Annotated in this window: 19 protein-coding genes; 8 read left to right on the forward strand and 11 right to left on the reverse strand. The window is 71.5% G+C overall.

The features are described from left to right. Positions 1–94 precede the first annotated feature (94 nt). From OG440_RS09855 to dxr, 6 genes are all read right to left on the reverse strand, one after another. Positions 95–1,795: a proline--tRNA ligase gene (locus OG440_RS09855; protein ID WP_406006467.1), complete on the reverse strand. Its 1,701-nt coding sequence runs from the start codon at positions 1,793–1,795 to the stop codon at positions 95–97. Positions 1,796–1,867: 72 nt separating this feature from the next. Then, a complete protein-coding gene (locus OG440_RS09860) occupies positions 1,868–2,398 on the reverse strand; it encodes a GNAT family N-acetyltransferase (protein WP_406006468.1) in 531 nt (176 codons plus the stop codon). 21 nt (positions 2,399–2,419) lie between these two features. Then, a complete protein-coding gene (locus OG440_RS09865) occupies positions 2,420–3,268 on the reverse strand; it encodes a GNAT family N-acetyltransferase (protein WP_406006469.1) in 849 nt (282 codons plus the stop codon). A gap of 342 nt (positions 3,269–3,610) precedes the next feature. Beyond that, positions 3,611–4,768: a flavodoxin-dependent (E)-4-hydroxy-3-methylbut-2-enyl-diphosphate synthase gene (gene ispG, locus OG440_RS09870; protein WP_406006470.1), complete on the reverse strand. Its 1,158-nt coding sequence runs from the start codon at positions 4,766–4,768 to the stop codon at positions 3,611–3,613. A 213-nt stretch (positions 4,769–4,981) separates the two neighbouring features. Beyond that, entirely contained in the window at positions 4,982–6,286 is a 1,305-nt protein-coding gene (locus OG440_RS09875) for a M50 family metallopeptidase (protein ID WP_406006471.1), read from the reverse strand. Beyond that, positions 6,283–7,536 (reverse strand): 1-deoxy-D-xylulose-5-phosphate reductoisomerase, encoded by a 1,254-nt coding sequence (gene dxr, locus OG440_RS09880; protein ID WP_406006472.1) that lies wholly within the window; start codon positions 7,534–7,536, stop codon positions 6,283–6,285. The genes OG440_RS09875 and dxr overlap by 4 nt, the downstream gene beginning before the upstream one ends. A gap of 244 nt (positions 7,537–7,780) precedes the next feature. Here dxr and OG440_RS09885 point away from each other — a divergent pair, with 244 nt between their 5' ends. From OG440_RS09885 to OG440_RS09905, 5 genes are read left to right on the forward strand one after another with little or no spacing between them, the layout of a single operon-like run. Beyond that, a complete protein-coding gene (locus OG440_RS09885) occupies positions 7,781–7,960 on the forward strand; it encodes a hypothetical protein (protein WP_406006473.1) in 180 nt (59 codons plus the stop codon). A gap of 1 nt (position 7,961) precedes the next feature. Further along, a complete protein-coding gene (locus tag OG440_RS09890) occupies positions 7,962–8,423 on the forward strand; it encodes a ubiquitin-conjugating enzyme E2 variant (RefSeq protein ID WP_406006474.1) in 462 nt (153 codons plus the stop codon). 12 nt (positions 8,424–8,435) lie between these two features. Next, entirely contained in the window at positions 8,436–9,293 is an 858-nt protein-coding gene (locus tag OG440_RS09895; protein WP_406006475.1) for a ThiF family adenylyltransferase, read from the forward strand. An 11-nt stretch (positions 9,294–9,304) separates the two neighbouring features. Beyond that, complete coding sequence (locus OG440_RS09900) at positions 9,305–10,312, forward strand: hypothetical protein (RefSeq protein WP_406006476.1); 1,008 nt, start codon at positions 9,305–9,307, stop codon at positions 10,310–10,312. Continuing rightward, positions 10,309–11,028 (forward strand): hypothetical protein, encoded by a 720-nt coding sequence (locus tag OG440_RS09905; RefSeq protein WP_406006477.1) that lies wholly within the window; start codon positions 10,309–10,311, stop codon positions 11,026–11,028. Before OG440_RS09900 ends, OG440_RS09905 begins: the two co-directional genes overlap by 4 nt. A gap of 38 nt (positions 11,029–11,066) precedes the next feature. Here OG440_RS09905 and OG440_RS09910 read toward each other — a convergent pair whose 3' ends face one another. Further along, on the reverse strand, positions 11,067–13,001 hold the full coding sequence (locus OG440_RS09910; protein ID WP_406006478.1) for an acyl-CoA dehydrogenase family protein: 1,935 nt from the start codon (positions 12,999–13,001) through the stop codon (positions 11,067–11,069). A 414-nt stretch (positions 13,002–13,415) separates the two neighbouring features. Here OG440_RS09910 and OG440_RS09915 point away from each other — a divergent pair, with 414 nt between their 5' ends. The 3 genes from OG440_RS09915 to OG440_RS09925 all read left to right on the forward strand — a co-directional run bounded on the left by OG440_RS09915 (position 13,416) and on the right by OG440_RS09925 (position 17,938). Next, complete coding sequence (locus OG440_RS09915) at positions 13,416–14,429, forward strand: LacI family DNA-binding transcriptional regulator (RefSeq protein ID WP_406006479.1); 1,014 nt, start codon at positions 13,416–13,418, stop codon at positions 14,427–14,429. A 115-nt stretch (positions 14,430–14,544) separates the two neighbouring features. After that, on the forward strand, positions 14,545–16,587 hold the full coding sequence (locus tag OG440_RS09920) for a TIM-barrel domain-containing protein (protein ID WP_406006480.1): 2,043 nt from the start codon (positions 14,545–14,547) through the stop codon (positions 16,585–16,587). 163 nt (positions 16,588–16,750) lie between these two features. Continuing rightward, positions 16,751–17,938, forward strand: a complete 1,188-nt coding sequence (locus OG440_RS09925; protein ID WP_406006481.1) for a sulfotransferase family protein — start codon at positions 16,751–16,753, stop codon at positions 17,936–17,938. A 50-nt stretch (positions 17,939–17,988) separates the two neighbouring features. Here the strand turns inward: OG440_RS09925 and OG440_RS09930 are convergent, their stop codons facing one another. The 4 genes from OG440_RS09930 to OG440_RS09945 are packed head-to-tail and all read right to left on the reverse strand — an operon-like array spanning position 17,989 to position 25,137. Then, positions 17,989–18,702, reverse strand: coding sequence for a glycoside hydrolase family 12 protein (locus OG440_RS09930; protein WP_406006482.1), 714 nt, complete (start codon positions 18,700–18,702; stop codon positions 17,989–17,991). A gap of 26 nt (positions 18,703–18,728) precedes the next feature. Further along, a complete protein-coding gene (locus tag OG440_RS09935) occupies positions 18,729–20,969 on the reverse strand; it encodes a glycosyl hydrolase family 95 catalytic domain-containing protein (protein ID WP_406006483.1) in 2,241 nt (746 codons plus the stop codon). Beyond that, positions 20,966–22,930 carry a beta-galactosidase gene (locus OG440_RS09940; RefSeq protein WP_406006484.1) on the reverse strand — a complete coding sequence of 655 codons (1,965 nt, stop codon included), beginning with the start codon at positions 22,928–22,930 and terminating at the stop codon, positions 20,966–20,968. The genes OG440_RS09935 and OG440_RS09940 overlap by 4 nt, the downstream gene beginning before the upstream one ends. Continuing rightward, a complete protein-coding gene (locus OG440_RS09945) occupies positions 22,930–25,137 on the reverse strand; it encodes a 1,4-beta-glucanase (RefSeq protein ID WP_406006485.1) in 2,208 nt (735 codons plus the stop codon). Before OG440_RS09945 ends, OG440_RS09940 begins: the two co-directional genes overlap by 1 nt. Positions 25,138–25,176: the final 39 nt, after the last annotated feature.

The following is a 25,176-nucleotide window of genomic DNA, read 5'->3' on the forward strand; positions in this document are numbered from 1 at the left end:
CGTTCTGTCACGTCCTACGGTCGGGGAACGGTCTGAGAGAAGCCTGTGAGGCTGCCGTACGCCCCCTCAGAACTCTCTGAGACGTTGCTTTACGTCACACCGTCAGCTTGGCGATCGCCTCGTCGACCGTGAGCTCCTCGCGCTCGCCGGTCCTGCGGTCCTTCAGCTCCAGGACGCCCTCGGCCGAGCGGCGGCCCGCCACCAGGATCTTCGGCACACCCATCAGCTCGGAGTCGGTGAACTTCACGCCCGGGGAGACGCCGGCCCGGTCGTCGACCAGGACCCGCAGACCGGCCGCGCGGAGCTTCTCGGAGACGTCGAGCGCCAGCTCGGTCTGGAGGGCCTTGCCCGCCGCGACGACGTGCACGTCGGCCGGGGCGACCTCGGCGGGCCAGCACAGGCCCTTCTCGTCGGCGCTCTGCTCGGCGAGGGCGGCGACCGCGCGCGAGACCCCGATGCCGTACGAACCCATGGTCACGCGGACCGGCTTGCCCTGCGGGCCGAGCACGTCGAGCTTGAGGGCGTCGGCGTACTTGCGGCCCAGCTGGAAGATGTGGCCGATCTCGATGGCGCGGTCCAGCGTGAGGCCGGTGCCGCACTTCGGGCAGGGGTCGCCTTCCTGGACGACGACGACGTCGACGTACTCGCCGACCTCGAAGTCCCGGCCCGCGACGACGTTCTTCGCGTGCATGCCCTCCTTGTTGGCGCCGGTGATCCAGGCGGTGCCAGGGGCCACGCGCGGGTCGGCGATGTACTTCACCTTGTCCAGACCCTGCGGGCCGACGTAGCCGCGGACCAGGTCCGGGCGGCCCACGAAGTCCTCGGCGGTGACCAGTTCGACGGCCGCCGGGGCGAAGTGCGCCTCGACCTTGTCCAGGTCGACCTCGCGGTCGCCGGGGACGCCGACGGCCACGATCTCGCCGTCGACCTTCACCAGGAGGTTCTTCAGGGTGGCCGAGGCCGGGACGCCGAGGTGGGCGGCGAGGGTCTCGATGGTGGGGGTGTCCGGGGTGGGGATCTCTTCCGACGCGGCCACGCCGTCGGCGTCCACCGGCTTCAGCTCGTACGTGATCGCCTCGGTGTTGGCCGCGAAGTCGCAGTTCGGGCAGTCCGCGAAGGTGTCCTCGCCGGCGACGGACGGGGCGAGGAACTCCTCCGACTTGGAGCCGCCCATCGCGCCCGCGGTCGCCGCGCAGATGCGGTAGTCGAGGCCGAGACGCTCGAACACCCGCTGGTAGGCCTGGCGGTGCAGGGCGTAGGAGTGCGCGAGGCCCTCGTCCTCGGTGTCGAAGGAGTAGGAGTCCTTCATGAGGAACTCACGGCCGCGCAGGATGCCGGCCCGGGGGCGGGCCTCGTCACGGAACTTCGTCTGGATCTGGTAGAGGATGACCGGCAGGTCCTTGTACGAGGACGCCTGGTCCTTCACGATCAGCGTGAAGATCTCCTCGTGGGTGGGGCCGAGGAGGTAGTCGCCGCCCTTGCGGTCCTGGAGGCGGAACAGCTCCGCGCCGTACTCGTCCCAGCGGCCGGTCGCCTCGTAGGGCTCGCGCGGCAGCAGGGCGGGGAGGCTGACCTCCTGGGCGCCGATCGCGTCCATCTCCTCGCGGACGACGCGCTCCACGTTGGCGAGGACCTTCTTGCCGAGCGGCAGCCAGGACCAGATACCGGCGGCGGTACGGCGGACGTAGCCGGCGCGGACGAGGAGCTTGTGGCTCAGGACCTCGGCGTCCGCGGGGTCGTCGCGCAGCGTCTTCGCCATCAACTGGGACATGCGCTGGACCGGTGCGTTCGCCATGGTTCTCGTATCTCCTGCCGAAAAGGGTGGTGGCTAGGAGGTTAGCCGGGAGCGTGGCGGGCCGGAAATCCGTTACCCGCGCAGAAGCGGCAGCGGGGCGCCCATCACCGCGTACGGACGGGGGGCGCTGGGGAACAGCACCCGGCGAGCCAGGTCCTGGTAGCCCAGGGAGTGGTAGAGGGCCCGGGCGGGGCTGTCGGTGTCGATCGCGGAGAGGATCGAGCGGGGCTGGGTCGCCGTGTCGGTGATCGTGGTGATCAGGGCCCGGCCCGCGCCGCGGTTCTGGTGGGCGGGGTGGACGTGCAGTTCCGTGATCACGAAGGAGTCGTCCAGCCAGTGCTCGTTGCCCTGCGCCCGGAGGTAGGGCTGGACGACCGTGGACCACCAGTGGGTACGGTCGTTGGGCATGCCGTAGACGAAGCCGACGAGTCGCTCTCCGACGGTCGCGCCGAACGCTCTCGCACCGGGATGCGCCATGTGGCGCAGAACGATCTGCCGGCGGACGGCCACCTCGTCGGGGCCCAGTCCGAAGGCGATCGCTTGGACGGCCAGGGCCTCGTCCACATGGGCGGGAAGGTCCAAGGGGCCGATCACGAGGTCCATGGCGGGGAGCCTACAGGGGCGTCAAAAGAGCACGCTCATGAAAGCGCCGACCTCCTGGAAGCCCACCCTCCTGTAGGTGCGCCTCGCCGTGGTGTTGAAGTCGTTGACGTACAGGCTGACCACCGGGGCCACGTCCGCCAGGGCGTAGCGAAGGACCGCCGCCATGCCGGGCGCCGACAGACCCTGGCCCCGGTATTCGGGGGCCACCCACACACCCTGGATCTGGCAGGCGTGCGAGGTGGCCGCGCCGATCTCCGCCTTGAAGGCGACCCGGCCCCGGTCGTCGAGGCGGGCGAACGAGCGGCCGGAGCCGACGAGTTCGGCCACCCGCGCCTGGTACAGCAGGCCTCCGTCGCCGGCCATCGGGGAGACGCCGACCTCCTCGGTGAACATCGCCACGCACGCCGGCATGATCGTGTCCATCTCGTCCTTGCGGATGCGGCGGACGTACGGATCCGGCGCGATGTCGGCCGGCATGCGGTCGGTGACCATGAGGGGCTGCTGGGCGCGGACCTCGCGGGCCGGGCCCCAGTGGGGTTCGAGGAGGCGCCAGAGCTGGGTGGTCGGCTCGACGGGGCCGACGATCGAGGAGCAGCGGCGCCCCGCCCGGCGGGCGCGGTCGGCGAAGGCGCGCACCGCTCTCGGGGTCGCGCAGATCGGGACGAGGTTGGCGCCCGCGTAGCACAGGGACGTCAGCATGCCGTCCTCGTACCAGCCCCACATCTCGCCGCCGAGCCGCCACGGGTCGAGGCCCGCGACCTGTACCCGGGAGGTGACGAAGGCGTTGGCGACCGGCTCGCGGTCGAGGACGGCGAGCGCGGCGTCCAGGTCGCTCGGTTCGAGGACCCGGGAGGTGGTCTGGGTCAACACGCGCGGGGCCTCACACTCAGGTCTGCTGATCCCCGCACTGTACCTGCGGATGCTTTGCGGTGCCGCCCCGTCTTCGGCCTGCGTTCGTCCGCCGTGACCGTGGGTGTCGTGCCGTCCGCAGGGGCTGCCGCCCCCGGACCCCCGCCCCGGCCCTGGACGGGCCTCGTCCTCGAACGCCGGACGGGCTGGGATGCCCGGACCGGCGCAGCAGCTCGGACCGGCCGGCCGTCGGCCTCGGGGCGTCCGGCGTCCGGCCTCAGTCGCCCGGCGTCCGGCGTCCGGCGTCCGGCGTCCGGCGCGGAAGTCCGGACGCCACTCGGCCCGTCGGACCGTCGGCGCGTGTCAGCCCGCGACCGACACCGACGGCTCCCCGGACGGGATGCCGTCCTTTTCCATCTGTTCGGCCAGCTTCATGGCCTCCTCGATGAGGGTCTCCACGATCTTCGACTCGGGGACGGTCTTGATGACCTCGCCCTTCACGAAGATCTGCCCCTTGCCGTTGCCGGAGGCGACACCGAGGTCGGCCTCACGGGCCTCGCCGGGGCCGTTGACGACACAGCCCATCACGGCGACCCGCAACGGGACCTCCATACCGGTCAGACCCGCCGTCACCTCTTCGGCCAGCTTGTACACATCCACCTGGGCCCGCCCGCAGGACGGACACGAGACGATCTCCAGACCACGCTGCCTGAGGTTCAGCGACTCCAGGATCTGATTGCCGACCTTGACCTCCTCGACCGGCGGAGCCGACAGGGAGACCCGGATCGTGTCACCGATGCCCTGCGAGAGCAGCGCGCCGAACGCCACCGCCGACTTGATCGTGCCCTGGAACGCGGGACCGGCCTCGGTGACACCGAGGTGCAGGGGGTAGTCGCTCTGCGCGGCGAGCTGCCGGTACGCCTCGATCATGATCACCGGATCGTTGTGCTTCACGGAGATCTTGATGTCCCGGAAACCGTGCTCCTCGAACAGCGAAGCCTCCCACAGAGCCGACTCGACCAGCGCCTCGGGCGTCGCCTTGCCGTACTTCTGCAGCAGCCGCCGGTCCAGCGAACCCGCGTTCACACCGATACGGATCGGCGTGCCGTGCTCCTTCGCCGCCTCGGCGATCTCCTTGACCTTGTCGTCGAACTGCTTGATGTTGCCCGGATTCACCCGCACCGCCGCACACCCCGCCTCGATCGCGGCGAACACGTACTTCGGCTGGAAATGAATGTCCGCGATCACCGGGATCTGCGACTTGCGGGCGATCGTCGCCAACGCGTCCGCGTCGTCCTGCGTAGGACACGCCACCCGCACGATCTGACAGCCGGACGCCGTCAGCTCCGCGATCTGCTGCAAGGTGGCGCCGATGTCGGAGGTACGCGTCGTCGTCATCGACTGCACCGACACCGGGGCGTCTCCGCCGACCGCCACGGATCCGACCTGGATCCGCCGGCTCTTGCGGCGCTCGGCAACCCTGGTCGGAACGGACGGCATGCCGAGAGAAATCGCAGTCATCTGCTGTGCAACCCCAAGTCGTGGATCAAGGCCCAGGTCCCGTCTTCAGGCGGGTTCCAGGCTTCGAGATTACGGCACCGGCCCGGGCGCGAGCACTTCCCGGTCTCGAACCACTCGGCGGGGGGACCCCTTCGCCGTCAAACCCTCGCGACGCAAGACGGCCCGGAACGTATCGTCCCGGGCCGCCGTGAACCGTGCGTGACGAGGAGGTGGCTACGAGATGCGCACCGGGTTCACCACGTCCGCGATGAGGACCAGCACCGTGAAGCAGATGAAGATGCCCGCCACCACGTACGCCACGGGCATCAGCTTCGCCACGTCGAACGGGCCCGGGTCCGGCCTGCGCAGGACCTTGGCGAGGTTGCGGCGCAGGGACTCCCACAGGGCGCCCGCGATGTGCCCGCCGTCCAGCGGCAGCAGCGGGAGCATGTTGAAGAGGAACAGGGAGAGGTTGAAGCCCGCGACCAGCATCACGGCCATGGCCAGCTGCTGCGAGGCCGGGATGTCCAGGGTGAAGATCTCGCCGCCGACGCGGGCCGCGCCGACCACGCCCATGGGTGAGTCGGGCTCACGGGGAGCGCCGTCGAAGGCGGCGTTCCACAGGGCCGGGATCTTGCCGGGGAGGGCCGCGATGGAGTCGACGGCCTCGCCCACCCGGTCGGTCATCCAGGACACGGAGTCGCCGAAGTCCTGCCTGACGACGCCGGTGGCCGCGCTGAAGCCGAGGAAGCCGGCCTTGACGTACTCGCCCTGGACGTAGGTCCCGTCCGAGTCCTTCTTGGCGACCCGGTTGGTGGCGATCGTGGTGTGCAGGGTCAGTTCCTTGCCACCCCGGTCGACGACGATGGCGACGTCCTTGCCGGCGCTGACCCGGATCAGGTCGGAGAGCGTGTCCCAGTCGTCCGTGCGCTGCCCGGCGAAGGAGACGATCTTGTCGCCCGGCTTCATGCCGGCGGCCGCGGCCGGGGAGGCCGGGTCGCTTGACTTGCACTCGTCGCGGTTCTCGCTCTGCGAGATGACGCAGGGGGAGACCGAGCTGACGGTGTTGGTCTGCTGCTGGATGCCGAAGCCCATCAGGACGGTGAGGAACAGGCCCACCGCGAGCACCAGGTTCATGAAGGGGCCCGCGAACATCACGATGACCCGTTTCCAGGGCTTGCGCGTGTAGAACATGCGCGTCTCGTCGCCCGGCTGGAGCTCCTCGTACGCGGCCGAGCGGGCGTCCTCGATCATGCCGCGCCAGGGGGACGTGGAGCGGGCCGTGATCCGGCCGTCGTCGCCCGGCGGGAACATGCCGATCATGCGGATGTAGCCGCCGAAGGGGATGGCCTTGACGCCGTACTCGGTCTCGCCCTTCTTCCGGGAGAAGACCGTCGGGCCGAAGCCGACCATGTACTGGGGAACCCGGATGCCGAAGAGCTTGGCCGTGGACAGGTGGCCCAGCTCGTGCCAGGCGATCGAGATCAGCAGGCCGACCGCGAAGACGACTATGCCGAGGACCATCATCAGGGCTGTCATGCACGCGCCTCCGCGGTTGCCGTCAGTTCCCGGGACCGGGCCCGTGCCCAGGTCTCCGCTTCGAGGACGTCCGACACGGTGAGTGAAGTTCCCGTCGCCGGTGTGCCGTGCTCCCGCACGACCCGGGTGACGGTCTCCATGACGCCGTTGAACGGGAGCGCGCCCTTGCGGAACGCCTCCACACATTCCTCGTTGGCGGCATTGAACACCGCCGGGGCCGTACCCGCGAGCTCGCCCACGTGCCGCGCGAGGTTCACCGAGGGGAAGGCCTCGTTGTCGAGCGGGAAGAACTCCCACGTCGACGCCGTGCTCCAGTCGAAGGCGGGCGCCGCGTCGGGGACGCGCCGCGGCCAGCCCAGACCGACGGCGATCGGCCCCCTCATGTCGGGGGGCGTCGCCTGGGCCAGCGTCGATCCGTCCGTGAACTCCACCATCGAGTGGACATACGACTGGGGATGCACGACGACCTCAATGCGGTCGAAGGGAATGTCGTAGAGAAGGTGCGCCTCGATGACCTCCAGGCCCTTGTTGACCAGGGTCGCGGAGTTGATCGTGATCACCGGGCCCATCGACCAGGTGGGGTGGGCGAGGGCCTCCTCGACCGTCACGTTCGCCAGCTCCCGCTTCGTGCGGCCGCGGAACGGGCCGCCGGAGGCGGTGACGACGAGCTTGCGCACCTCAGCCCGGGTACCGGCGGCGAGGGCCTGGAAGAGGGCCGCGTGCTCGGAGTCCACCGGGATGATCTGGCCGGGCCGGGCGAGCGCCTTGACCAGCGGGCCGCCGACGATGAGCGACTCCTTGTTGGCGAGCGCGAGGGTGCGGCCCGCCTTCAGCGCGGCGAGGGTGGGCGCGAGGCCGATGGAGCCCGTGATGCCGTTGAGGACGGTGTGGCAGTCGCCGGCGGCGAGCTGGGCGGCGGCCTCCGGGCCGGCCAGGATCTCGGGGAGCGGCTCCCCCGGCCCGTACTCGGCGGAGAGCGCCTCACGCAGGGCCGCGACGACGTCCTCGCGGGCGACCGCGACGGTCCGTACCCGCAGCCGGCGGGCCTGCTCGGCGAGGAGGGCGACCCGACCGCCGTTGGCGGACAGGCCGGTCACCCGGAAGCGGTCCGGGTTGCGCAGCACGAGGTCGATGGCCTGGGTGCCGATCGAACCGGTGGAGCCGAGGATCGCCACGTCCTTCGGGCCGTCGCCCGCGACCGGGTCGTAGACGAGGTGCGGGTCGGCGAGGGGGGCTGGACTGTCGGTCATCCCCCCATTGTTGCCGCAACGGGTGCGGGGCCGGACCGGGGTGTCCCCCGTGAGGGGCCATCGGTCGCTCACGCCCCACCCCGCACGGCCGGACATGGTCGGCGATGCGCATTTCACATCGTCCGCTGTGCGGAGTTTTCCGCCCTGCTTCCCGTACCGATCATTTTGTCTTTTTCGTTGGTACTTCACCTAACCGTGCCGCTAACTTTCGGCCCAGGATCTGCGGATCGATCGGGGGGTTTGGATGACGAGCCGCGCAGAGGCGGAGCAACTGCTGTCATCGCTGGGTGACAACGACCTCGTGGAGGTCGGCGAGGACGGCAACATCTATGCCGCCGGGAAGTCGCCCGCCGGGTTCATCAACAAGCCGATCGTCGGCATCGCCGACCAGAAGGGGGAGTACTCCCGGACGGACCGGTCCTGACGTGCCGGGCGAGGCGAGGGACATCAAGGTCACCCGCAGTCTGGTCATCGGCGCCGATCCGGTGGGCGGCCGGCTGGCCGAGGAGAGACGCATCCTGGCGCTGCACTTCCCCAGGTTCGTTCTCGACTCCACGACTCCGCGCCCGGGCACCTGGGCGGTCGCCAGGGGTCCGCTGCGCACGTTCGCCGGCACCCGGTACGACATGTGGATCGATCTGCCCGACGGCTATCCGCACAGCCTTCCGCAGGTCTGGCCGCACGGCTGGACGCCGGTGAAGAACCCGCACATGTACGCGGACGGCACGATCTGCGTGATGCGTCGCAGGCAGTGGTCCTCCTTCTTCTCGGCGGCCGCCGTGGTCGCGAAGGCGGCGATCTGGCTCAACAAGTACGAGATCTGGGTCGAGCGGCAGGTATGGCCGGGCCCCCAGCAGCCCCACCAGCAGGCGCCACCGGGCACCTGAGGAGGTCCTGGTATGACCGCTGACGCGGTGCTCGACACATCCCGCATCGACTATCTCCTCGACACCTCCGAGCTGGGCCGGGCCAGGATCGTCCTGGTCGGCCTCGGGAGCGGAGGCACCGTGGTCATGGAGCGCCTGGCCATGTGCGGCATCCGCGACTGGGCGCTGTTCGACCCCGACGTGCTCCAGCCGGAGAACCTGGTCAAGCATCCGGCGCGGCGTGGCGACCTAGGGCGGCTCAAGACCGACATCGCCACCGAATGGCTCGTGGACCGCAATCCGGCGAGCCGGGTCGACTCCTTCGCGCACGACGTGACCACATCCCCCGAGATCGAGCGGGCGATCGCCGGCGCGACCCTGGTGGTGTGCGCGGTCGACGACGCCGTGGCCCGCAACTACGTCAACGAGCTGTGCGTGCGCAGCCGCGTCCCGTGTGTCTTCGGCATGGTGTTCCGCACCGGGCTCGGCGGCGAGGTGTACGCCTATCTCCCGGGCGAGACCGGCTGTCACGACTGCAAGCTGAAGTTCTGCATGGACCGGGGTCTGGACCTCGACGACTGGCTGGAACTCACCGACGAGGAACAGCAGCGGATCTACGGCCTGGGCGAGACCGACTTCGCCGCCTCCGGGCTGGCCGCCGACATCTCCATCGTGGCCTCGTACCACGCCCACTACGTGCTCTCGCTGCTGGGCGGCCGTCGCTCGCGGTACCTGCTCCAGCCGAGTTTCAACTGGCTGACCGTCGGCATCCGCCGGGCCGAGGGCCTCTTCGGCAACTCGTACGACAACACGCGCATCCTGCTCCGGCCGCTCACCGGGTGCCATCTCACCTGCGGACCGGCCACCGAAGCCGACACGGACAGCGAGTGAGGACGGTGGAGATGTTCGGAACAGCCCGCAGGAAATGCCCGGCCGCACTGCGGGTCTTCGTACGGCCCCGGGTGACGCGGCGCTTCACGCAGGAGATCCTCGGCCATCCGAAGGTGGAGGTGGGCGGCAAGTACGTCGGATTCATCCGCGGCACGAAGCGTTCCGAGCGGCTGGACGAGCGCCACGCGGCGATGGAGCGACTGGAACTGCACGTCGTGGACTACATCGACGACGGGCCGCGGGCGGACCGCACCCCCACGTTCCATCGCGGCGACACCGAGTTCCAGACCCAGGAGTTCCGGCGGCTGGAGAAGCGCTACCCCGAGATCGAGCACCTGGGCAGCTGGCACAGCCACCATCCCAACCAGCTGCGCAACCTGAGTTCCGGGGACGTCGAGGGATACCGGGACACGGTGAACGCCCAGGGGCACAACCACGACTTCTTCTTCGCCAGCCTGGGCACGGACAGCCGTGGCTTCGCGTCGGCCCGGCACTTCCTCTTCGTCCGGGGCGACCGGCACTACTACGAACTGGCGGCGGAGAACCTGATCGTCACCGAGGCGGCGCCGGGCCCGGCGGGCGGGACGGTCGCGGTTCCCGATCCGGCGGCGCGCGGGCCGGTGCCGCTGTCGGTGCCGGGCTGGACCGACTCGCCCCAGGGCCAGGAACGGCTGGCCCGTGACCGGGACCTGATGGCGAAGTACGACGGGCTGCGCCACGTCGTGCGCTCCGACCGGATCGCGGTGACCGGCCAGGTGGTCTGGGCCGGCCGGGTCCCGGTGACCCTGCACGTGCTGTACCCGTCCTCGGCACACGCCACCGACGGGCTGCTGAAGGTGACCGTCGCGGGCAGCCAGACCCTCGAGGTCAGTCTGAGCGGCGACCGGTCCGGCGATCTCGCCTTCGCGCTGGGGGCGGTGGAATCCATCGCGCAGTGTGCGGCCGACCTCCACCACCGGGCCCTGCACCGGCCCACCGGGCCGCCCGCCCGGGGCGGGCGGAGCGGACCACGGCCATGAGCACGACCACGAACCGGCGCACCATCGCCCTGACCCATCGTGAACCGCCCGCCTTCCTGGGCGAGTCGGTGGGGTCGGCGCTCGGTGAGCTCCAGCACCGCCAGTCCGCCTGGCTGGTCTCGCGCAGCGTCTCCGCCCCGGCGTTCACCCGTCGGCTGCTCGCGCGGGAGCCGGGCTTCGGCGCGCTGGCCCCGGCACAGCTGGACGCGGCCTCGCGGGTGCTGACGTTCCGGCTGGGGCATGTGCAGCGCTGGCGGCTGCTGTGGGTGGTGTCCACCGACGGGCCCAGCCAGTTCACCGACGAGCGGACGGTCCGCGTGGGTGTCAGCGAGGAGACCGCGCGGGAACTGGCGACCACCATCGGCCTGGAGGCGAAGCTGGACGTCTCGTTCCTCGCCGCGCAGGCGAGCGCGCAGTGGTCCCGGCTCACCAGGTCGACCATCTCGGTGAACACGGAGTCCGAGTTCACGCGGACGTTGTCGTACGACGTCCCCGAGGGCGGCCTGGACATCGCGCTGTGGCAGCTGGAGTCGCAGCTGATCAGGCGGCTCGAACTGCGGGCCGGTGCCGCCCTGCCGCCGGATCCGATGCCGCGCTGGGTCGAACTGGCGGTGACGGCGCGGGCCAGGAGCCGGCTGATCACCGTGCCCACCAACGTGGTCCGGGTGCTGACCAGAAGGGCGCCGATCGGCGGGGGCACGACCGCCGGGACGTGAGTCCGCGCACGGTGGCGGACCCACGTCCCGGAGCGGGCTCAGCGGATGCGGCGGTGGACGTTCGCGTGCTCGCTGGGGCCCGGTGTGGTGTCGGCGATCCAGGGACCGTCCCCGGACGGGTCGACGATGCCGTGCTCCAGCCACTCGTAGGTGCCGGCCATGACACCCTTGACGACCTTGCCGTCCACGTCGTCGGTGTTGCTCCAGAGCCGGCTGAAGAGCTCGTCGACGCGGATCCGGGACTGACGGCAGAAGGCGTCGGCGAGCTGGTAGGCCTCCCGGCCGTTCTCGCCGCGCGAGCGCAGGAGTTCGGCGCGTACGCAGGCCGCGCTCATCGCGAACAGCTCCGCCCCGATGTCCACGATCCGGCCGAGGAAGGCCTGCTTGGTCTCCATCCGGCCCTGCCAGCGGGACATGGCGTAGAAGGTGGAGCGGGCGAGCTTGCGGGAGTGCCGCTCGACGTGCCGCAGATGCGGGGAAAGGTCGACTTCGTGCTTGAACTCCGCGTAGGAGGACGGCAGCTGGCCCGGACCCGCGACCAGTTTCGGCAGCCACTTGGCGTAGAAGACGCCGGCGTTCGCGCCCGCCCTCGCCTTGTCCTGGAGGGACTTGTCGGGATCGATCAGGTCCCCGGCCACCGAGAGGTGGGCGTCGACGGCCTCGCGGGCGATGAGGAGGTGCATGATCTCCGTCGAGCCCTCGAAGATGCGGTTGATCCGCAGGTCGCGCAGGACCTGTTCGGCGGGGACGGCCTTCTCGCCGCGGGCGGCCAGCGAAGCGGCCGTCTCGAAGCCGCGGCCGCCGCGGATCTGGACCAGCTCGTCGGCCATGCGCCAGCCCAGCTCGGAGGCGATGAGCTTGGCCAGCGCGCCCTCGATCCGGATGTCGTTGCGGTCCTCGTCCGCCATCTGGGAGGACAGGTCGAGCACCGCCTCCAGGGCGAAGGTGGTCGCCGCGATGAAGCTGATCTTCGCGCCGACCGCCTCGTGGTGGGCGATCGGCCTGCCCCACTGCTCGCGGGCCGCGGACCACTCGCGGGCGATCTTCAGCGACCACTTACCGGCCGCCACACAGGACGCGGGCAGCGAGAGCCGGCCCGTGTTGAGCGTGGTCAGGGCGATCTTCAGGCCCACGCCCTCGGGGCCGATGCGGTTCGCGGCCGGCACCCGCACCTGGTGGAAGCGGGTCACGCCGTTCTCGATGCCGCGCAGGCCCATGAAGGCATTGCGGTTCTCCACGGTGATGCCGGGCGAGTCCGCCTCCACGACGAAGGCGGTGATACCGCCCCGGTGGCCCTCGCTCTTGGGCACCCTGGCCATCACCACCAGCAGGTCGGCGACCACGCCGTTGGTGGTCCACAGCTTCACGCCGTCGAGGACGTAGTCGTCGCCGTCCGGCACCGCGCTCGTCGCGAGGCGGGCCGGGTCGGAGCCGACGTCCGGCTCGGTGAGGAGGAAGGCGCTGATGTCGGTGCGGGCGCAGCGCGGCAGGAAGTGCTGCTTCTGCTCCGGGGTGCCGAACAGTTTCAGCGGCTGGGGTACGCCGATCGACTGGTGTGCCGAGAGCAGCACGCCGACCGCGGGGCTCGCCGAGCCCACCAGGGCCAGGGCTTTGTTGTAGTACACCTGGGTGAGGCCGAGACCGCCGTACTTGGGGTCGATCTTCATGCCGAGGGCGCCGAGCTCCTTGAGCCCGTTGATCACCTCGTCGGGGATGCGGGCCTCACGTTCGATCAGGGCCCCGTCCACCTGCGTCTCGCAGAAGGTGCGGAGTTTCGTCAGGAACTGCTCGCCGCGCCGGACGGCCTCGTCCGTGGGGAGCGGATGCGGGTGGATGAGGTCCAGCCGGAAGCGGCCGAGGAACAGTTCCTTGCCGAAGCTGGGTTTGCGCCAGTCCTGCTCCCGAGCCGCCTCGGCGACCTGGCGCGCCTCACGCTCGGTGACAGTGGGTTTCTTGAGGGGTGGTGCGGACATGAGGCTCACCTCGCCGCGAATCGGGATCTCGGGCCACATTGGTTACCGATGGGTGCTACCCGATCGTTGGTACCCGATCCGGGGCGAGGTGGCCACCCCACGCGCGCGGGTCCGGCCTCCGTCGGCCACGTGGCGAAGCGGTTGCGGCGGCCGGTTTCCGCGAGGGCCCCGGCGCCCGCCGCGCCGCCGGGGACGCGCCGGTCTTCGGTGCGGGGCCTGCGCCGAACGAGTGGTGGCCGCGGGGGCCGGAAAAGCGTGCCGTACTCTTCTCCACCAATCCCCCACAACTCGCTGTCGAAGCGCTTCGACAACCTATGGACACCCACCCCCGCTAGAGCTACTGTCGAACCACCCTCACCCGCCCGTGTTCGCCCTGCGCACTGTCGAAGCGCTTCACAAAACTTGGAGAGCTGGATGGTCACCCTCGCCGAGGTCGCCCAGCACGCCGGAGTCTCGGCGAGCACGGTGAGCTATGTCCTCAGTGGCAAGCGGTCCATCTCCACGACCACCCGGCAGCGGGTCGAGCAGAGCATCCGGGAGCTGGGCTACCACCCGAACGCGGGCGCCCGCGCACTGGCCAGCAGCAGGTCGAACATCATCGCGCTGATGATCCCGCTGCGCACCGACATCTATGTGCCGGTGATGATGGAGATCGCCATCGCGGTGGCCACGCACGCGCGCACCCACGGGTACGACGTCCTGCTGCTCACCGGCGAGGAGGGCCCCGACGCCGTCCGCCGCGTCACCGGCAGCGGGCTCGCCGACGCGATGATCCTGATGGACGTCGAACTCGACGACGAGCGGCTGCCGCTGCTGCGCTCCACCGACCAGCCGTCCGTGCTGATCGGGCTGCCCGCCGAAACCTCCGGCCTGACCTGCGTCGATCTGGACTTCGCGGCGACCGGCGCACTCTGCGTGGAGCACCTGGCCATGCTGGGGCACCGTGACATCGCTGTCATCGGCGAGGCGCCGGCGGTCTACGAACGGCACACCGGCTTCGCCGAACGCACGCTCGACGGACTGCGCCACCGGGCCAAGGAGCTGGGCCTGCGGCTGCTGCACCGCCCGTGCGAGGGCGGGTACGACGCGATGGCCGTGACCCTGGCCCGGGTCCTCGACGAGCGGCCGGGCACCACCGGGTTCGTCGTCCAGAACGAGTCGGCGGTCGAGCCGCTCCTCGCACTGCTGCGCCAGCAGGGCCGGGCCGTGCCGGAGGACGTGTCGGTGGTGGCCATCTGCCCCGACCAGGTCGCCGTCCAGGCATCGGTGCGGCTGACCTCGGTCGCCATCCCCGCGCAGGAGATGGGCCGGCACGCCGTGGAACGTCTCGTCGCCAAGCTGGAGGGGCACGGCGATGACGAGGTCGTGCTGATCGCGCCCGAGCTGACGATCCGGGCGAGCACGGGGCCGGCGCCCACCGTCTCCTGACCCACCCCAGCCCCCCGCCTTTCCGCTTTTCCGCCCCTCCGCTCCTCCGTCCTTCCGCCGTCGCGCCCGTTGCCAGGGCACCGCCATGTCTGCACTCCTTCAAGGAGCACCTCACATGAACCAGCCTGCCGAAAACCAGCCTCAGGTCAGCCTCGCGCAGTCGTCGCCCACGGTCGGCACCTTCCGTGAGCACGGCGGCGTGCTGGAGTGGAGCGGCCGCCAGGAGACCGTGCGGGTCGAGCCGTGGGGTCCGGACGCCGTCCGGGTGCGCGCCCGGCTCGGCGGGCCGATCCTCGATGGGCTGCCGGGCGCCCTGCTCGACGAGCCGCCGGCCACCGAGAGCAGCGTCAAGATCACGGACGCCGAGGGCCTGTTGACGGTCGGCGCCCTCACCGTCGAGGTGAACGCCGAGGGTGTGATCCGGTTCCTGCGGACGGACGACCGCACCGAGATCCTGGCCGAGGAGCGCGCCCACTTCTGGTGGCCGGGCACCCGCCTCTACACGGCCGTCGGCAACGGCCACCACCGCCTGGAACAGCGCTTCGCCGCCTACGACGACGAGAAGCTGTACGGCCTCGGCCAGCACCAGCACGGCCGCCTGGACCAGAAGGGCCTGGTCCTGGACCTGGTCCAGCGCAACGCCGAGGTGGGCATCCCGGTGCTCACCTCCAGCCGCGGCTACACCCTGCTGTGGAACAACCCGGCGATCGGCCGGGTCGAACTGGCCGGCAACGGCACCCGCTGGGTCGCGGACTCCGCCCGGCAGATCGACTACTGGATCACCGCCGGCACCCCGGCCGACGCCCAGCGCCGTTACAGCGCGGCCACCGGCCGTACCCCGATGCTGCCGGAGTGGGCCGCGGGCTTCTGGCAGTGCAAGCTGCGCTATCGCACACAGGACGAACTCCTCGGCGTGGCGCGGGAGTACAAGCGCCGGGGCCTGCCCCTCGACGCCATCGTCTGCGACTTCTTCCACTGGACCCACCTGGGCGACTGGAAGTTCGACCCGGCCGAGTGGCCGGACCCGGCGGCGATGGTCCGTGAGCTCGACGAACTGGGCGTCAAGCTGGTGGTGAGCGTCTGGCCGTCGGTGTCGCCGCTGAGCGAGAACCATCCGGTGATGGAGCAGCGCGGCTACTTCATCGGCACCCAGTACGGGCCGATGGCCCACGCCGACTGGCCGGACAAGGGCGTCGCGTCGACGGTCCAGGTGGCGTTCTACGACGCGACGAACCCCGAGGCCCGGGAGTTCGTGTGGTCGAGGATCCGCGACAACTACCTGACGCCGTACGGGATCACGGCCTTCTGGCTGGACGCCTGCGAGCCGGAGCTGAAGCCCGGCTTCCCGGAGAACCTGCGCTACTGGACGGGCCCGGGCCTCGAGGTCGGCAACAGTTACCCGGCCGAGAACGCCCGCACGTTCTACGAGGGTCTGCGCGCCACCGGCGAGGAGGAGATCATCAGCCTCAACCGTTCGGCGTGGGCGGGCAGCCAGCGCTACGGCGCCGCCCTGTGGTCCGGTGACATCGGCACCGACTTCCCGACCCTGCGCCGGCAGATCGCGGCCGGACTGAACACCGCGCTGTCGGGCATCCCGTGGTGGAACACCGACATCGGCGGCTTCCACGGCGGCGACCCGAGCGACCCGGCGTACCAGGAGGTGATGGTCCGCTGGTTCCAGTTCGGCGCGCTGTCCCCGCTGATGCGGCTGCACGGCTTCCGCGACCCGGGCATGCCGCTGGGACCGGACATGACCGGCGGCCCGAACGAGGTGTGGTCGTACGGCGAGGAGGCGGGCGCGGTCCTGGAGAAGTACCTGCGGCTGCGCGAGCGGCTCAAGCCGTACGTCCTGACGGTCATGCGGGAGGCCCACGAGGAGGGGCTGCCGCCGATGCGGCCGTTGTTCCTGGAGTTCCCGCAGGACCAGGCGGCCTGGTCGGTGGACGACTCCTACCTCTTCGGCCGGGACCTGCTCGTCGCGCCGGTGCTGACGGCGGGTGCCACGGCCCGCACGGCCTACCTCCCGGAGGGCGCGACCTGGACGGACGCGTGGACGGGCGAGACGTACGAGGGCGGCGGCGCCGTGACCGTCGACGCCCCGCTGGACCGCCTCCCGCTCTTCCTGCGGGACGGGGCGCGGCTGCCGGTCACGGAGTAGCCGCACGGGAGGCGAGCACGGGCGGCCGGTCCCGGGCCAGGGGAGGGACCGGCCGCCCGTAAAACCTGCGCCATCGGTGAACTCCCTTGGAGACAAAGGGCAGTTGACTGGGTAAGGGACCACCCGTCCGCTACCCGTCCCCGCTCCGAAGGGTGTCCCGCCCGTGTCCTCACCCCCGCTCGCCCTCACCCTGGCCAATCTGCTGCTCCGGCCCGGCCACGGCTCCCGCCGCTCCCCCGACCGTGTCTTCGACCGTCTTCTCGCCGACGCCGGACAGGCCGGCGGTGACGAACGGTTCGTCGACGACTTCCGGCAGCTGCTGCGCCACTGGTCCCGGGACGAGAACCTCACCCCGGTCGGCTGGTGGTCCGCGCAGGGCCATGTCCGCAGGCATCTCGCCAACCGCGCCCGGGTGCGGCGGCTTCTCGCCGAACACCCCGAGATCGAGCGGGAGCCCATCGAGCGGCCGGTGTTCGTGGTGGGTCTGCCCCGCACCGCCACCACCCTCACGCACGGCGTGCTGTCCCTCTCGGAGCGGCACCGATGTCCCCTGTTGTGGGAGTTGCTGACACCGGACCTGGAGCCGTCGCCCGAGCGCCGCCGCAAGGCGGTCACCGCCGCCCGTCTGATGGTCGGCGGCATCGACCTGTTCGCCCCGCGATACCGCGACATCCACCCGCTGGTGGCCGAGGGCCCCGAGGAGTGCACCTTCGCCCTCCCGCACACCGTCATGCCGCTGTCCCAGGCCCGCATCCCGGCCTACCGGGCGGCCCTCGACGAGCGGGACCACGTGCCCGACTACGCGTACCTCAAGCAGATCTACCAGGTGCTCCAGTACGGCAGGACCCGCCGCCGCTGGGTGCTGAAGTCGCCCCTGCACACCGGGAACCTGGACGCCCTGCTCACCGTCTTCCCGGACGCCACGCTGGTGTGGACGCACCGCGACCCGGCCGCCGTCGTGGCGTCCTTCTGCAGTCTGATCGAGCACGGGATGGCCATCACCCTGCGCCCCGTCGACCTGCACGGGCTCGGGGCCACCTGGCTGGAGCTGCTGAGCCGCTCGGTGCGCCGCGGTCTCGCGGCCCGTGCCGCCTTCGCCCCCGGGGCGCTCGTGGACGTCCCGTACTCCTGGCTGGGTTCCGATCCGGCCGCCGGGGCCCCCAAGCTCTACGCGGCCGTCGGCGCCCGCTGGACCGACGCCGACGCGGCACGGCTGCCCGCCGTGGCCGCCCGCCCGAGGGGCACCCGGCCGCACAGCTACGACCTCGCCCGGTACGGCCTGACCCGCGCCGACGTCGACGCGGCCTTCGCCGACTACAACGCGCTGCGGGCCGAGGCCGACCGGGCCTGAGGACGGTGCGCGGCCGGCCCGCGCGGTCGCGGACCGGCCGCGCGCTGCGGTCAGCTGCTGCTGACGGTCAGGTTGTTGGTGGTGAAGTCCAGACCGCCCGAGGACGAGGTGATCTCGTATCCGAACTGCACGTCACCGATGGTCTCGTTGCCGAACCAGCCCTTCGTGTCCTTGATCCACTTGAGGATCGGCAGGATGCCGACCGTCCCGGAGGACGAGTTGGAGGTGCGGATGAAGGAGAAGACCTCGTTCGCGCCGTTGTTCCCCTTGTAGACGGTCCAGGTGTGACCGCCGAGCGTCACGTTGCCCTGCGAGGTGCCCAGGGGGCCGACGGCTCCGGTCTTGTTGACCCAGAGCATGATCTCGTAGTCGTAGTCGGTGTCCCAGATGTCGTACGACGTGTTGTAGGCGCCGGACGACGGGACCGTGACGTTGTAGCTGCTGGACAGCGAACCGAGCGAGGTGATCGTCTTGTTGATCACCTTCTTGGAGTTGGGGTACGACTTGATGCCGCCGGTGTTGGGGTGGTTGGCCCAGACGCCCCAGTTGGTGCCGGAGTTGGCCCAGACGCACTGGCTGCCGGCGCCGGAGCCCCAGATGTTGTTGTAGAGCGTGTAGCCGTTCAGGCTGGTGTTGCCCCACTGGTCGCAGGAGTTCCAGACGGCGGCCTGGGCGGGGGCTGCGGCGAGTCCGACGGTGGCGCCGAGTGCGAGCGCCGGGGCCAGCAGGGCCTTGCCGACCCTGCTCAACGTACGTGTTGCCATGGTGTCCCTTCCATGGGTGGGGGGAGTCACCACGTCCCCGAGGTGAGGACGTGGTCTTCTCCGGCGACCAGGTCGAGCGGCGATGCGCCGCCGGAGGAAGTCCGGACTTCGATGCGGTGGGCGCGCCGCGGCCGCAGGACGGCCCGGAAGCCGTCGGGCCCCCAGGAGAGGTCCAGTTCGGCGCCGAACCGGGTCCGCACGCCCCGCAGTTCGCCCGACGGGAGCCCCTCGGGGAGCGCGGGCAGCAGGACCAGCCGGTCGGGGGTCGACTGGACGAGCATCTCGACGAGCACGGCGGGGAGGGTGTGCGCGGCGTCGGCGTTGTACACGTCGCGGCGGGGGTAGTGGGCGCTCATCAGGGAGTCGTGGAAGAAGTCGCCGTCCAGCACCTCGCCGAGGGCGTGGGCGACCCGCTCGCCGTCCCGGAGCCGGGCCGCGATCAGCGCGTGGTGCAGGTGGCCGTGCGCGGAGTCGTTCTCGGCGCCGCGCAGTTCCAGGGCCCGGCGGGCCGCGGCGGCCGGCCCGGGGGTGTCGTAGGGGTTGATCTCGTCGAGGGGCCAGACACCGTAGAGGTGGCTCAGGTGGCGGTGGTCGTAGGTGTCGTCGAGGCCGAGCCGGGCCCACTCGGCGAGGGCTCCGTCGGAGTTGATCCGGTGCGGCGGGAGGCGGCCTGCGAGGGCCCGCCAGCGTGCGGCGTCGGCGGAGCCCGGGTGGTGGTCGGCGGCGGTCAGCAGCGCGTGCCGGGCCGCCGAGAGGTCCATGGCCGCGTTCACGGCGCCCCAACTGCCGCCCGTGGGACGGTTCTCCGGCGAGTAGGAGGGCACGACGACGAGTGGCCCCCCGGGGTCCCCGGGGTCGGTGCGGGTGAGGAAGTCCTCGTAGAACCGGGCTACTTCGGCGAGGGCGGCGGTGGTGCGCGGGTCGCGTACGCCGTAGGTCTCGTCGTGGTCGACCAGGGGCTTGAGCAGCCAGTCGGCGCCGGCGGTCCACAGGTGGAGCGGGTATTCGCGGCTGAAGTGGTAGGTCAGTCCGGACTCGCCGTCGGAGTGCGCGGGGGCGACCGCGCCGCGGGCGCCGAAGACCGCGCGGGCGTTCTCCCGCCAGTCGTCGAACTGCCGGTGGATCAGGGCGGCGAGTGCCTCGGTGACCTCGGGAAGCGCGGCGGAAGCGGCGGACGCGGTCTGGAGGTTGACGTTGGCGTCGTTGGTGAATCCGCCGGCCCAGGCGGTGTCCCAGGCGCCGGTCCACAGGCCGGTGAGCCGGGGTGGGTTGAGGCCGGCCGAGGACAGGAGGTGGTAGCGCCCCGCCGCGAAGAGGCGCTCCAGGAGCGCCGTGCTGCGGGGGCGTGCCAGCAGCTCGGAGCCGGGCAGACCGCGCTCGTCCGGCTCGGCGTGGAGGTCGAGGGTGACGCGCTCGTAGGCGGTGCGGTGCAGGGGGAGGTGGCGGCCGAGCAGGTCGTCGTAGCGCCGCGGCAACGCGCTCAGGGCGCGCTGTTCGGCGGTGACGTCCAGTTCGCCGGTGTGTCTGCGGACGCGGGTGAGCAGCAGCACGGAATCCGCGCCGGTGACCCGCACGCCGGGGTGGGTGAGCCGGGTGTGACCGCCGGTGACGACGACGAGGGTCACGCCCGTGTAGGCGCGGTCGCTGCCGGGGTAACGGGCGCGCAGGGTGAGCAGGGCGCCGTCCGGGGTGAGGACGCAACCCTGCCCGACCGCGAGGTCGGCGGGGGCGCCCGGCAGCCGGTGGTCCAGGAAGATGTCCAGGTCGAGGCCGGTGACCTGCTGGACGATCACGTCGTCGGCGCGGGAGACGAAGACCCGGCTGGTGCCGCCCGCGCAGGTCGCGGTGGCCTCGCCGGTGGTGAAGTCGACGGACCGCAGGCGGTGACGGCGCGGCTCGTCCGAGGGGACCCTGAGCCGTATCTGGAAGGCCGGGTGGAAGGGCTGGACCCATTGCAGGGGCCGGTGGTCGGTGAAGCTCTCGGCGGCCTCCCATTCACCCGCCAGCAACCTGTCCTGGAGAGCCGGGAGTTCGGCGGCGAGCTCGGGTGGCCGGGCGTGTTCGGCGCCGTTGGGGCGGACCAGGGTGTGGTGGGTGACGACGATCCGGTCGTCGTACGGGTCGCCGAAGGCGAGGACGCCGTGCCGGCCGTTGCCGCTGAGGAAGGCGTCCTCCCAGCGGGCGGCGGGCCGGTACTCGTGGGTCCCGTGCACGGGACGGTCGGTGCGCGGGAGGGCGGGGTGCGCGCGGGACGGGGCGCGGGTCATGAGCGCAGCACCACCACGCCGTAGCGGCCCAGCGTGATCTCGCCGGTGACGGACGTCCCGGTCAGCAGGTCGTGGTGGGTGCCCGGGAGCTCGACGGTCACCGGCTCGCGGCCGTGATGGAGCAGGAAGAGCAGCTCGCCCCGGCGTACGGCCTCGACGTGCGGCGGTAGATCGTCGAGGACGGGCCGGACGCCCGCGCCCGCGGCGACGCGGGCGAGCAGCGCGCGGAAGGCCTCGGGCTCGGGGAGGGTGGAGACGTACCAGGCGCGGTCGTTGCGCAGGACGGCGGGCAGTCCGTCGAGTTCGCCGCCCTTGTAGACGGTTTCCACCGCGTCCGGTGCCGCTTCCAGCTCCTCCGACCACAGGGTCCCGCGGAAGCCGTCGGTCTCGACGTGCTCCCCCGCCTCCAGCGGCCACCACTCGTGCAGGGTGCGGATGCCGAACAGCTCGCGCAGGCGGGCGTCCATCCCGCCGGGACGGACCCGGTCGTCCTCGTCGGCGACGCCGGTCAGGAAGCCGGCCACCAGGGTGCCGCCACCGCGGACGTAGGCGAGCAGGTTGTCGATCGCCGCGTCCGTCATCGCGTACAGCTGGGGGACGACGACCAGCCGGTAGCCGGTGAGGTCGTGCTCGGGGTGGGCGAAGTCGGTGGTGAGGTGGCTCTCCCACAGGGCGCGGTGCCAGGCGTGCAGGACGGCCGGGTGGTCGACGTGGAGGGAGGGGCGGGCGTCCTGGGCGCCGGCCCACCAGGCCTGCCAGTCGTGCAGGATCGCGACGTCGGCGCTGATATGACTGCCCGTCACCTCCCGTCCGATGCGCGCGAGTTCGGCGCCGAGCCGGGTGACCTCCTGGAAGGTGCGGCCCCGCTCCCCCGCGTGGCCGACCATCCCGGAGTGGAACTTCTCGGCGCCCTGCCGGGACTGGCGCCACTGGAAGTAGCAGACGGCGTCCGCGCCGCGGGCCACGGCCTGGAGGGACCACAGCCGGTTGAGGCCGCGTGGCTTGGGGTGGTTCACCCCGCGCCAGTTGACCGGTCCCGCCGCCTGCTCCATCAGCATCCAGGGGCCGCGCGCCTGGGAGCGGGTCAGGTCCTGCACCAGTGCCCCGTGCTGGGCGCCCAGCGGGTCGCGCGGATCGGGGTAGAGGTCGACGGAGACGACGTCCTCCTCCTCGGCCCAGCGCCAGGCGTCCTGGCCGACGAAGAGCGGCATGAAGTTGGTGGTGACCGGGATGTGCGGGGTGTGCCGGGCGACGATGTCCCGCTCGGCGACGTAGCACTCCAGCAGCATGTCGGAGGTGAAGCGCCGGAAGTCCAGCACCTGCCCGGGGTTCTTCAGGTAGTGGGGGCGGCGGGCCGGCAGGACGGCGTCCCAGCTGTCGTAGCCCTGGCTCCAGAAGGCCGTGCCCCACGCGGTGTTGAGGGCGTCCAGAGTGCCGTACCTCTCGCGCAGCCAGCGGCGGAAGGCGGCGGCCGCCTCGTCGCCGTGATCGGCCGTGCAGTACTCGTTGTTGATGTGCCACATCGTGAGGGCGGGGTGGCCGCCGTAGCGGGCGGCCAGGTCCTCGGTGATGGCGGCGGCGTACCGGCGGTAGGTGGCGCTGGAGTGCGAGAAGTGCTGACGGCCGCCCCACCATTCGACGTCGCCGTTCTCGTCGCGGGGCAGGGTGTCCGGGTGCAGGCGGCCCAGCCACGGGGGCGGGGCCGAGGTGGGGGTGGCCAGGACGACGCCGACGCCGTTCGCGTGCATGAGGTCCATCAGCGTGTCGAGCCAGCCGAACTCGCGTGCTCCCGGCTCGGGTTCGAGCCGGGACCAGGAGAAGACCCCGAGGGTGACGGAGTTGACGCCGGCGGCCCGCATGAGCCGGACGTCCTCGTGCCACACCTCCTCGGGCCACTGCTCGGGGTTGTAGTCGCCGCCGAAGAGGATGCGGCCACGGGTGGCGTCGCGCAGGTTCGGCATCAGACCGGCTCCCCGTACTGGATGCCCCGGCCGTTGGTCGCGATGTAGACACGGCCGTGGATCCGCGGGTCGGCGGCGATGGTCGCGCCGATCCAGCCCCACTGGTGCCGGTCGTCGTTGATCCGCGCCCAGGTCCGCGCGCCGTCGTCGGAGCGGTACACGGCGGTGATCGCCTCCGTGGAGCCGACCAGGTAGACCGCCGGGTAGTCGGTGCCCTCGGCGGCCTTGCCGAAGGCGAGGGTGTACGAGGCCCGGCAACTGGTCACCTGGGTGAAGCTCGCGCCGCCGTCGGTGGACCGGTACAGCCCGTTCCACTTGGTGCTCAGCCACAGGTCGCCGGAGCGCCCGGGGGCCGCGGCCAGCTGGAACTGGCTGTCGCCGGAGGGCAGGCCGCCCGCTCGCGCGGTGAAGGTGAGGCCGCCGTCGGTGCTGGCGAACAGGGTTCCCGTGTCGGTGTCGTACGCGTAGAAGCGTGCCGGGTCGGCCGGGTCGGCGAGCGGGGTGGCGCCCTTGGGGAAGGAGGCCACCTCCGACCAGGTCGCCCCGTTGTCCGTGGAGCGCTGGGCGGGGTACCTGGTGCCGTCCCAGTGCACGAAGGTCCACAGCAGGACGCCGCCGTCGGCGCTGGTGGCGATCGGTCCCGGTGCGTCCTTGGCGAGGGCCGGCTGAGCCGCGAAGGGCGCCCAGGACCTGCCGCCGTCGGCCGACCAGGCGCCGTTGCCGTGGTCGCCCCAGCCGGTGCGGACGACGTACGACGGCTTGTCGGCGGCCTGGGCGAGTCCCGTCGCCGTGCCGAACACGGGGTTCGTCGCCATGCCCCGGGCCGGCGAGGCCGTGAGCCGCTCGTGGTACATCACCCCGACGTCCCCGAGGCCGCTGATCAGGTGTGCCGGTCCGGTCGGGGGCGAGATCAGCTGCCGTACGGAGGTCTCCTCCAGGCCGCGGATCTGCGGGGCCCAGTGCTTCAGGTCCCGGGTGCCGTAGAGCGTGGCGCCGGTGCCGAAGACGACGTGCCTCGAGTCGTACGGGTCGACGGCGACGGCCTGGATCCACCAGCCGAACTTCGGGGCGTCGGCGCCGAAGGTGAGGAACGGCGTCTCGGAGACGTCGAGGACCGCGGTGTCCTTCAGCGACGTCCACGTGCGGCCGCCGTCCGTGGTCCGGTACAGGGTGTCGACCGCCGCCCAGCGGTTGTTGGTGGAGACGACCACGGTGCCGGGGCGGCGGGCGTCCACGGCGGCTCCGCCGTAGCCGAACGTGTCCGACGAACCGTCGGCCGTGGTGCCGCCCGGCTTCACCGGCGTGACCTCGGTCCACCTGCCGCTCGCGGTCGCCAGCTTGTGCACGCTGCCGTCCGCCTGGCCGTTGGGGCCGGGGGCGTCGGCGTACGTCACGTACAGCTCACGGGTGTGGCGGTCGTAGGCGGCGCGGACGGGCACCTTGGCGGAGGTGCCGGCGGGCGCGCCGGGGACGGACTCCCAGGTGGTGCCGTCGGCGGTCCGGAACAGGTTCGGGGACCCCGCCGTCCCGTCGGAGTCACCCCAGCCCGCGTAGACGGTGCGGCCGGCGGCGACGAGGAGGGTGACGCCCTGGCCGCTCGCGCCCGGCGTGCCCGGGAAGCCGCCGACGGCCGACCAGGTCGCGCCGCGGTCGGTGGACCTGAGCAGCCCGTCGTGCCGGGTCCCCAGCCACAGGGTGTCGCCGTCCCGCGGATCGACCAGCAGCCGCTCCCCCGTCCCCCGGCCGTCCTCGTTGCCGCCGAGCTTCACGGTGAGGTCGCTGCGGGTCCAGGTGGCGCCGCGGTCCTCGGAGCGCAAGACGGCTCCGTTGCCTGCCCAGGACTGGGCGTACGCGCCCAGGGCGAGGTAGAGGCGGTCCGGGTGCGCGGGGTCGACGGCGAGGGCCTCCACGCCGAGGAGGTTCCAGTCGTCCCAGCCGAGGTGGTCGGTGAGCGGGGTCCAGCGGGCCGCGCGGTCGTCCCAGCGGTAGGCGCCGCCGATGTCGGTACGGGCGTAGGCGAGACCGCGGACGGCCGGGTGGAAGAGGACACCGGTGACGAATCCGGTGCCGCCGATCACGGCGGTGCGCCAGCGGTAGGCGGGGGCGGCGGTCCCGGCGGCGCGGGCGAGGCCCTGCCCGGCGGGCAGCGCGGTGATCGCGGCGGCGGCCGCGGTGCCGGCGAGAACGGTACGGCGGGTGACGTGCATGGGGGTTCCTCGCAGGGGGTCGGGGTCGAGAGGTCGACG

Origin of the sequence: Streptomyces sp. NBC_00637 (assembly GCF_045161545.1) — a bacterium.
Lineage (GTDB): Bacteria > Actinomycetota > Actinomycetes > Streptomycetales > Streptomycetaceae > Streptomyces.

Excerpts from the sequence above, each read along its gene's own strand:
- OG440_RS09855 (WP_406006467.1), bottom strand. The coding sequence starts at position 1,795 with ATGGCGAACGCACCGGTCCAGCGCATGTCCCAGTTGATGGCGAAGACG.
- OG440_RS09860 (WP_406006468.1), bottom strand. The coding sequence starts at position 2,398 with ATGGACCTCGTGATCGGCCCCTTGGACCTTCCCGCCCATGTGGACGAG.
- ispG (WP_406006470.1), bottom strand. The coding sequence starts at position 4,768 with ATGACTGCGATTTCTCTCGGCATGCCGTCCGTTCCGACCAGGGTTGCC.
- OG440_RS09875 (WP_406006471.1), bottom strand. The coding sequence starts at position 6,286 with ATGACAGCCCTGATGATGGTCCTCGGCATAGTCGTCTTCGCGGTCGGC.
- dxr (WP_406006472.1), bottom strand. The coding sequence starts at position 7,536 with ATGACCGACAGTCCAGCCCCCCTCGCCGACCCGCACCTCGTCTACGAC.
- OG440_RS09885 (WP_406006473.1), top strand. The coding sequence starts at position 7,781 with ATGACGAGCCGCGCAGAGGCGGAGCAACTGCTGTCATCGCTGGGTGAC.
- OG440_RS09895 (WP_406006475.1), top strand. The coding sequence starts at position 8,436 with ATGACCGCTGACGCGGTGCTCGACACATCCCGCATCGACTATCTCCTC.
- OG440_RS09900 (WP_406006476.1), top strand. The coding sequence starts at position 9,305 with ATGTTCGGAACAGCCCGCAGGAAATGCCCGGCCGCACTGCGGGTCTTC.
- OG440_RS09905 (WP_406006477.1), top strand. The coding sequence starts at position 10,309 with ATGAGCACGACCACGAACCGGCGCACCATCGCCCTGACCCATCGTGAA.
- OG440_RS09910 (WP_406006478.1), bottom strand. The coding sequence starts at position 13,001 with ATGTCCGCACCACCCCTCAAGAAACCCACTGTCACCGAGCGTGAGGCG.
- OG440_RS09915 (WP_406006479.1), top strand. The coding sequence starts at position 13,416 with ATGGTCACCCTCGCCGAGGTCGCCCAGCACGCCGGAGTCTCGGCGAGC.
- OG440_RS09920 (WP_406006480.1), top strand. The coding sequence starts at position 14,545 with ATGAACCAGCCTGCCGAAAACCAGCCTCAGGTCAGCCTCGCGCAGTCG.
- OG440_RS09930 (WP_406006482.1), bottom strand. The coding sequence starts at position 18,702 with ATGGCAACACGTACGTTGAGCAGGGTCGGCAAGGCCCTGCTGGCCCCG.
- OG440_RS09935 (WP_406006483.1), bottom strand. The coding sequence starts at position 20,969 with ATGACCCGCGCCCCGTCCCGCGCGCACCCCGCCCTCCCGCGCACCGAC.
- OG440_RS09940 (WP_406006484.1), bottom strand. The coding sequence starts at position 22,930 with ATGCCGAACCTGCGCGACGCCACCCGTGGCCGCATCCTCTTCGGCGGC.
- OG440_RS09945 (WP_406006485.1), bottom strand. The coding sequence starts at position 25,137 with ATGCACGTCACCCGCCGTACCGTTCTCGCCGGCACCGCGGCCGCCGCC.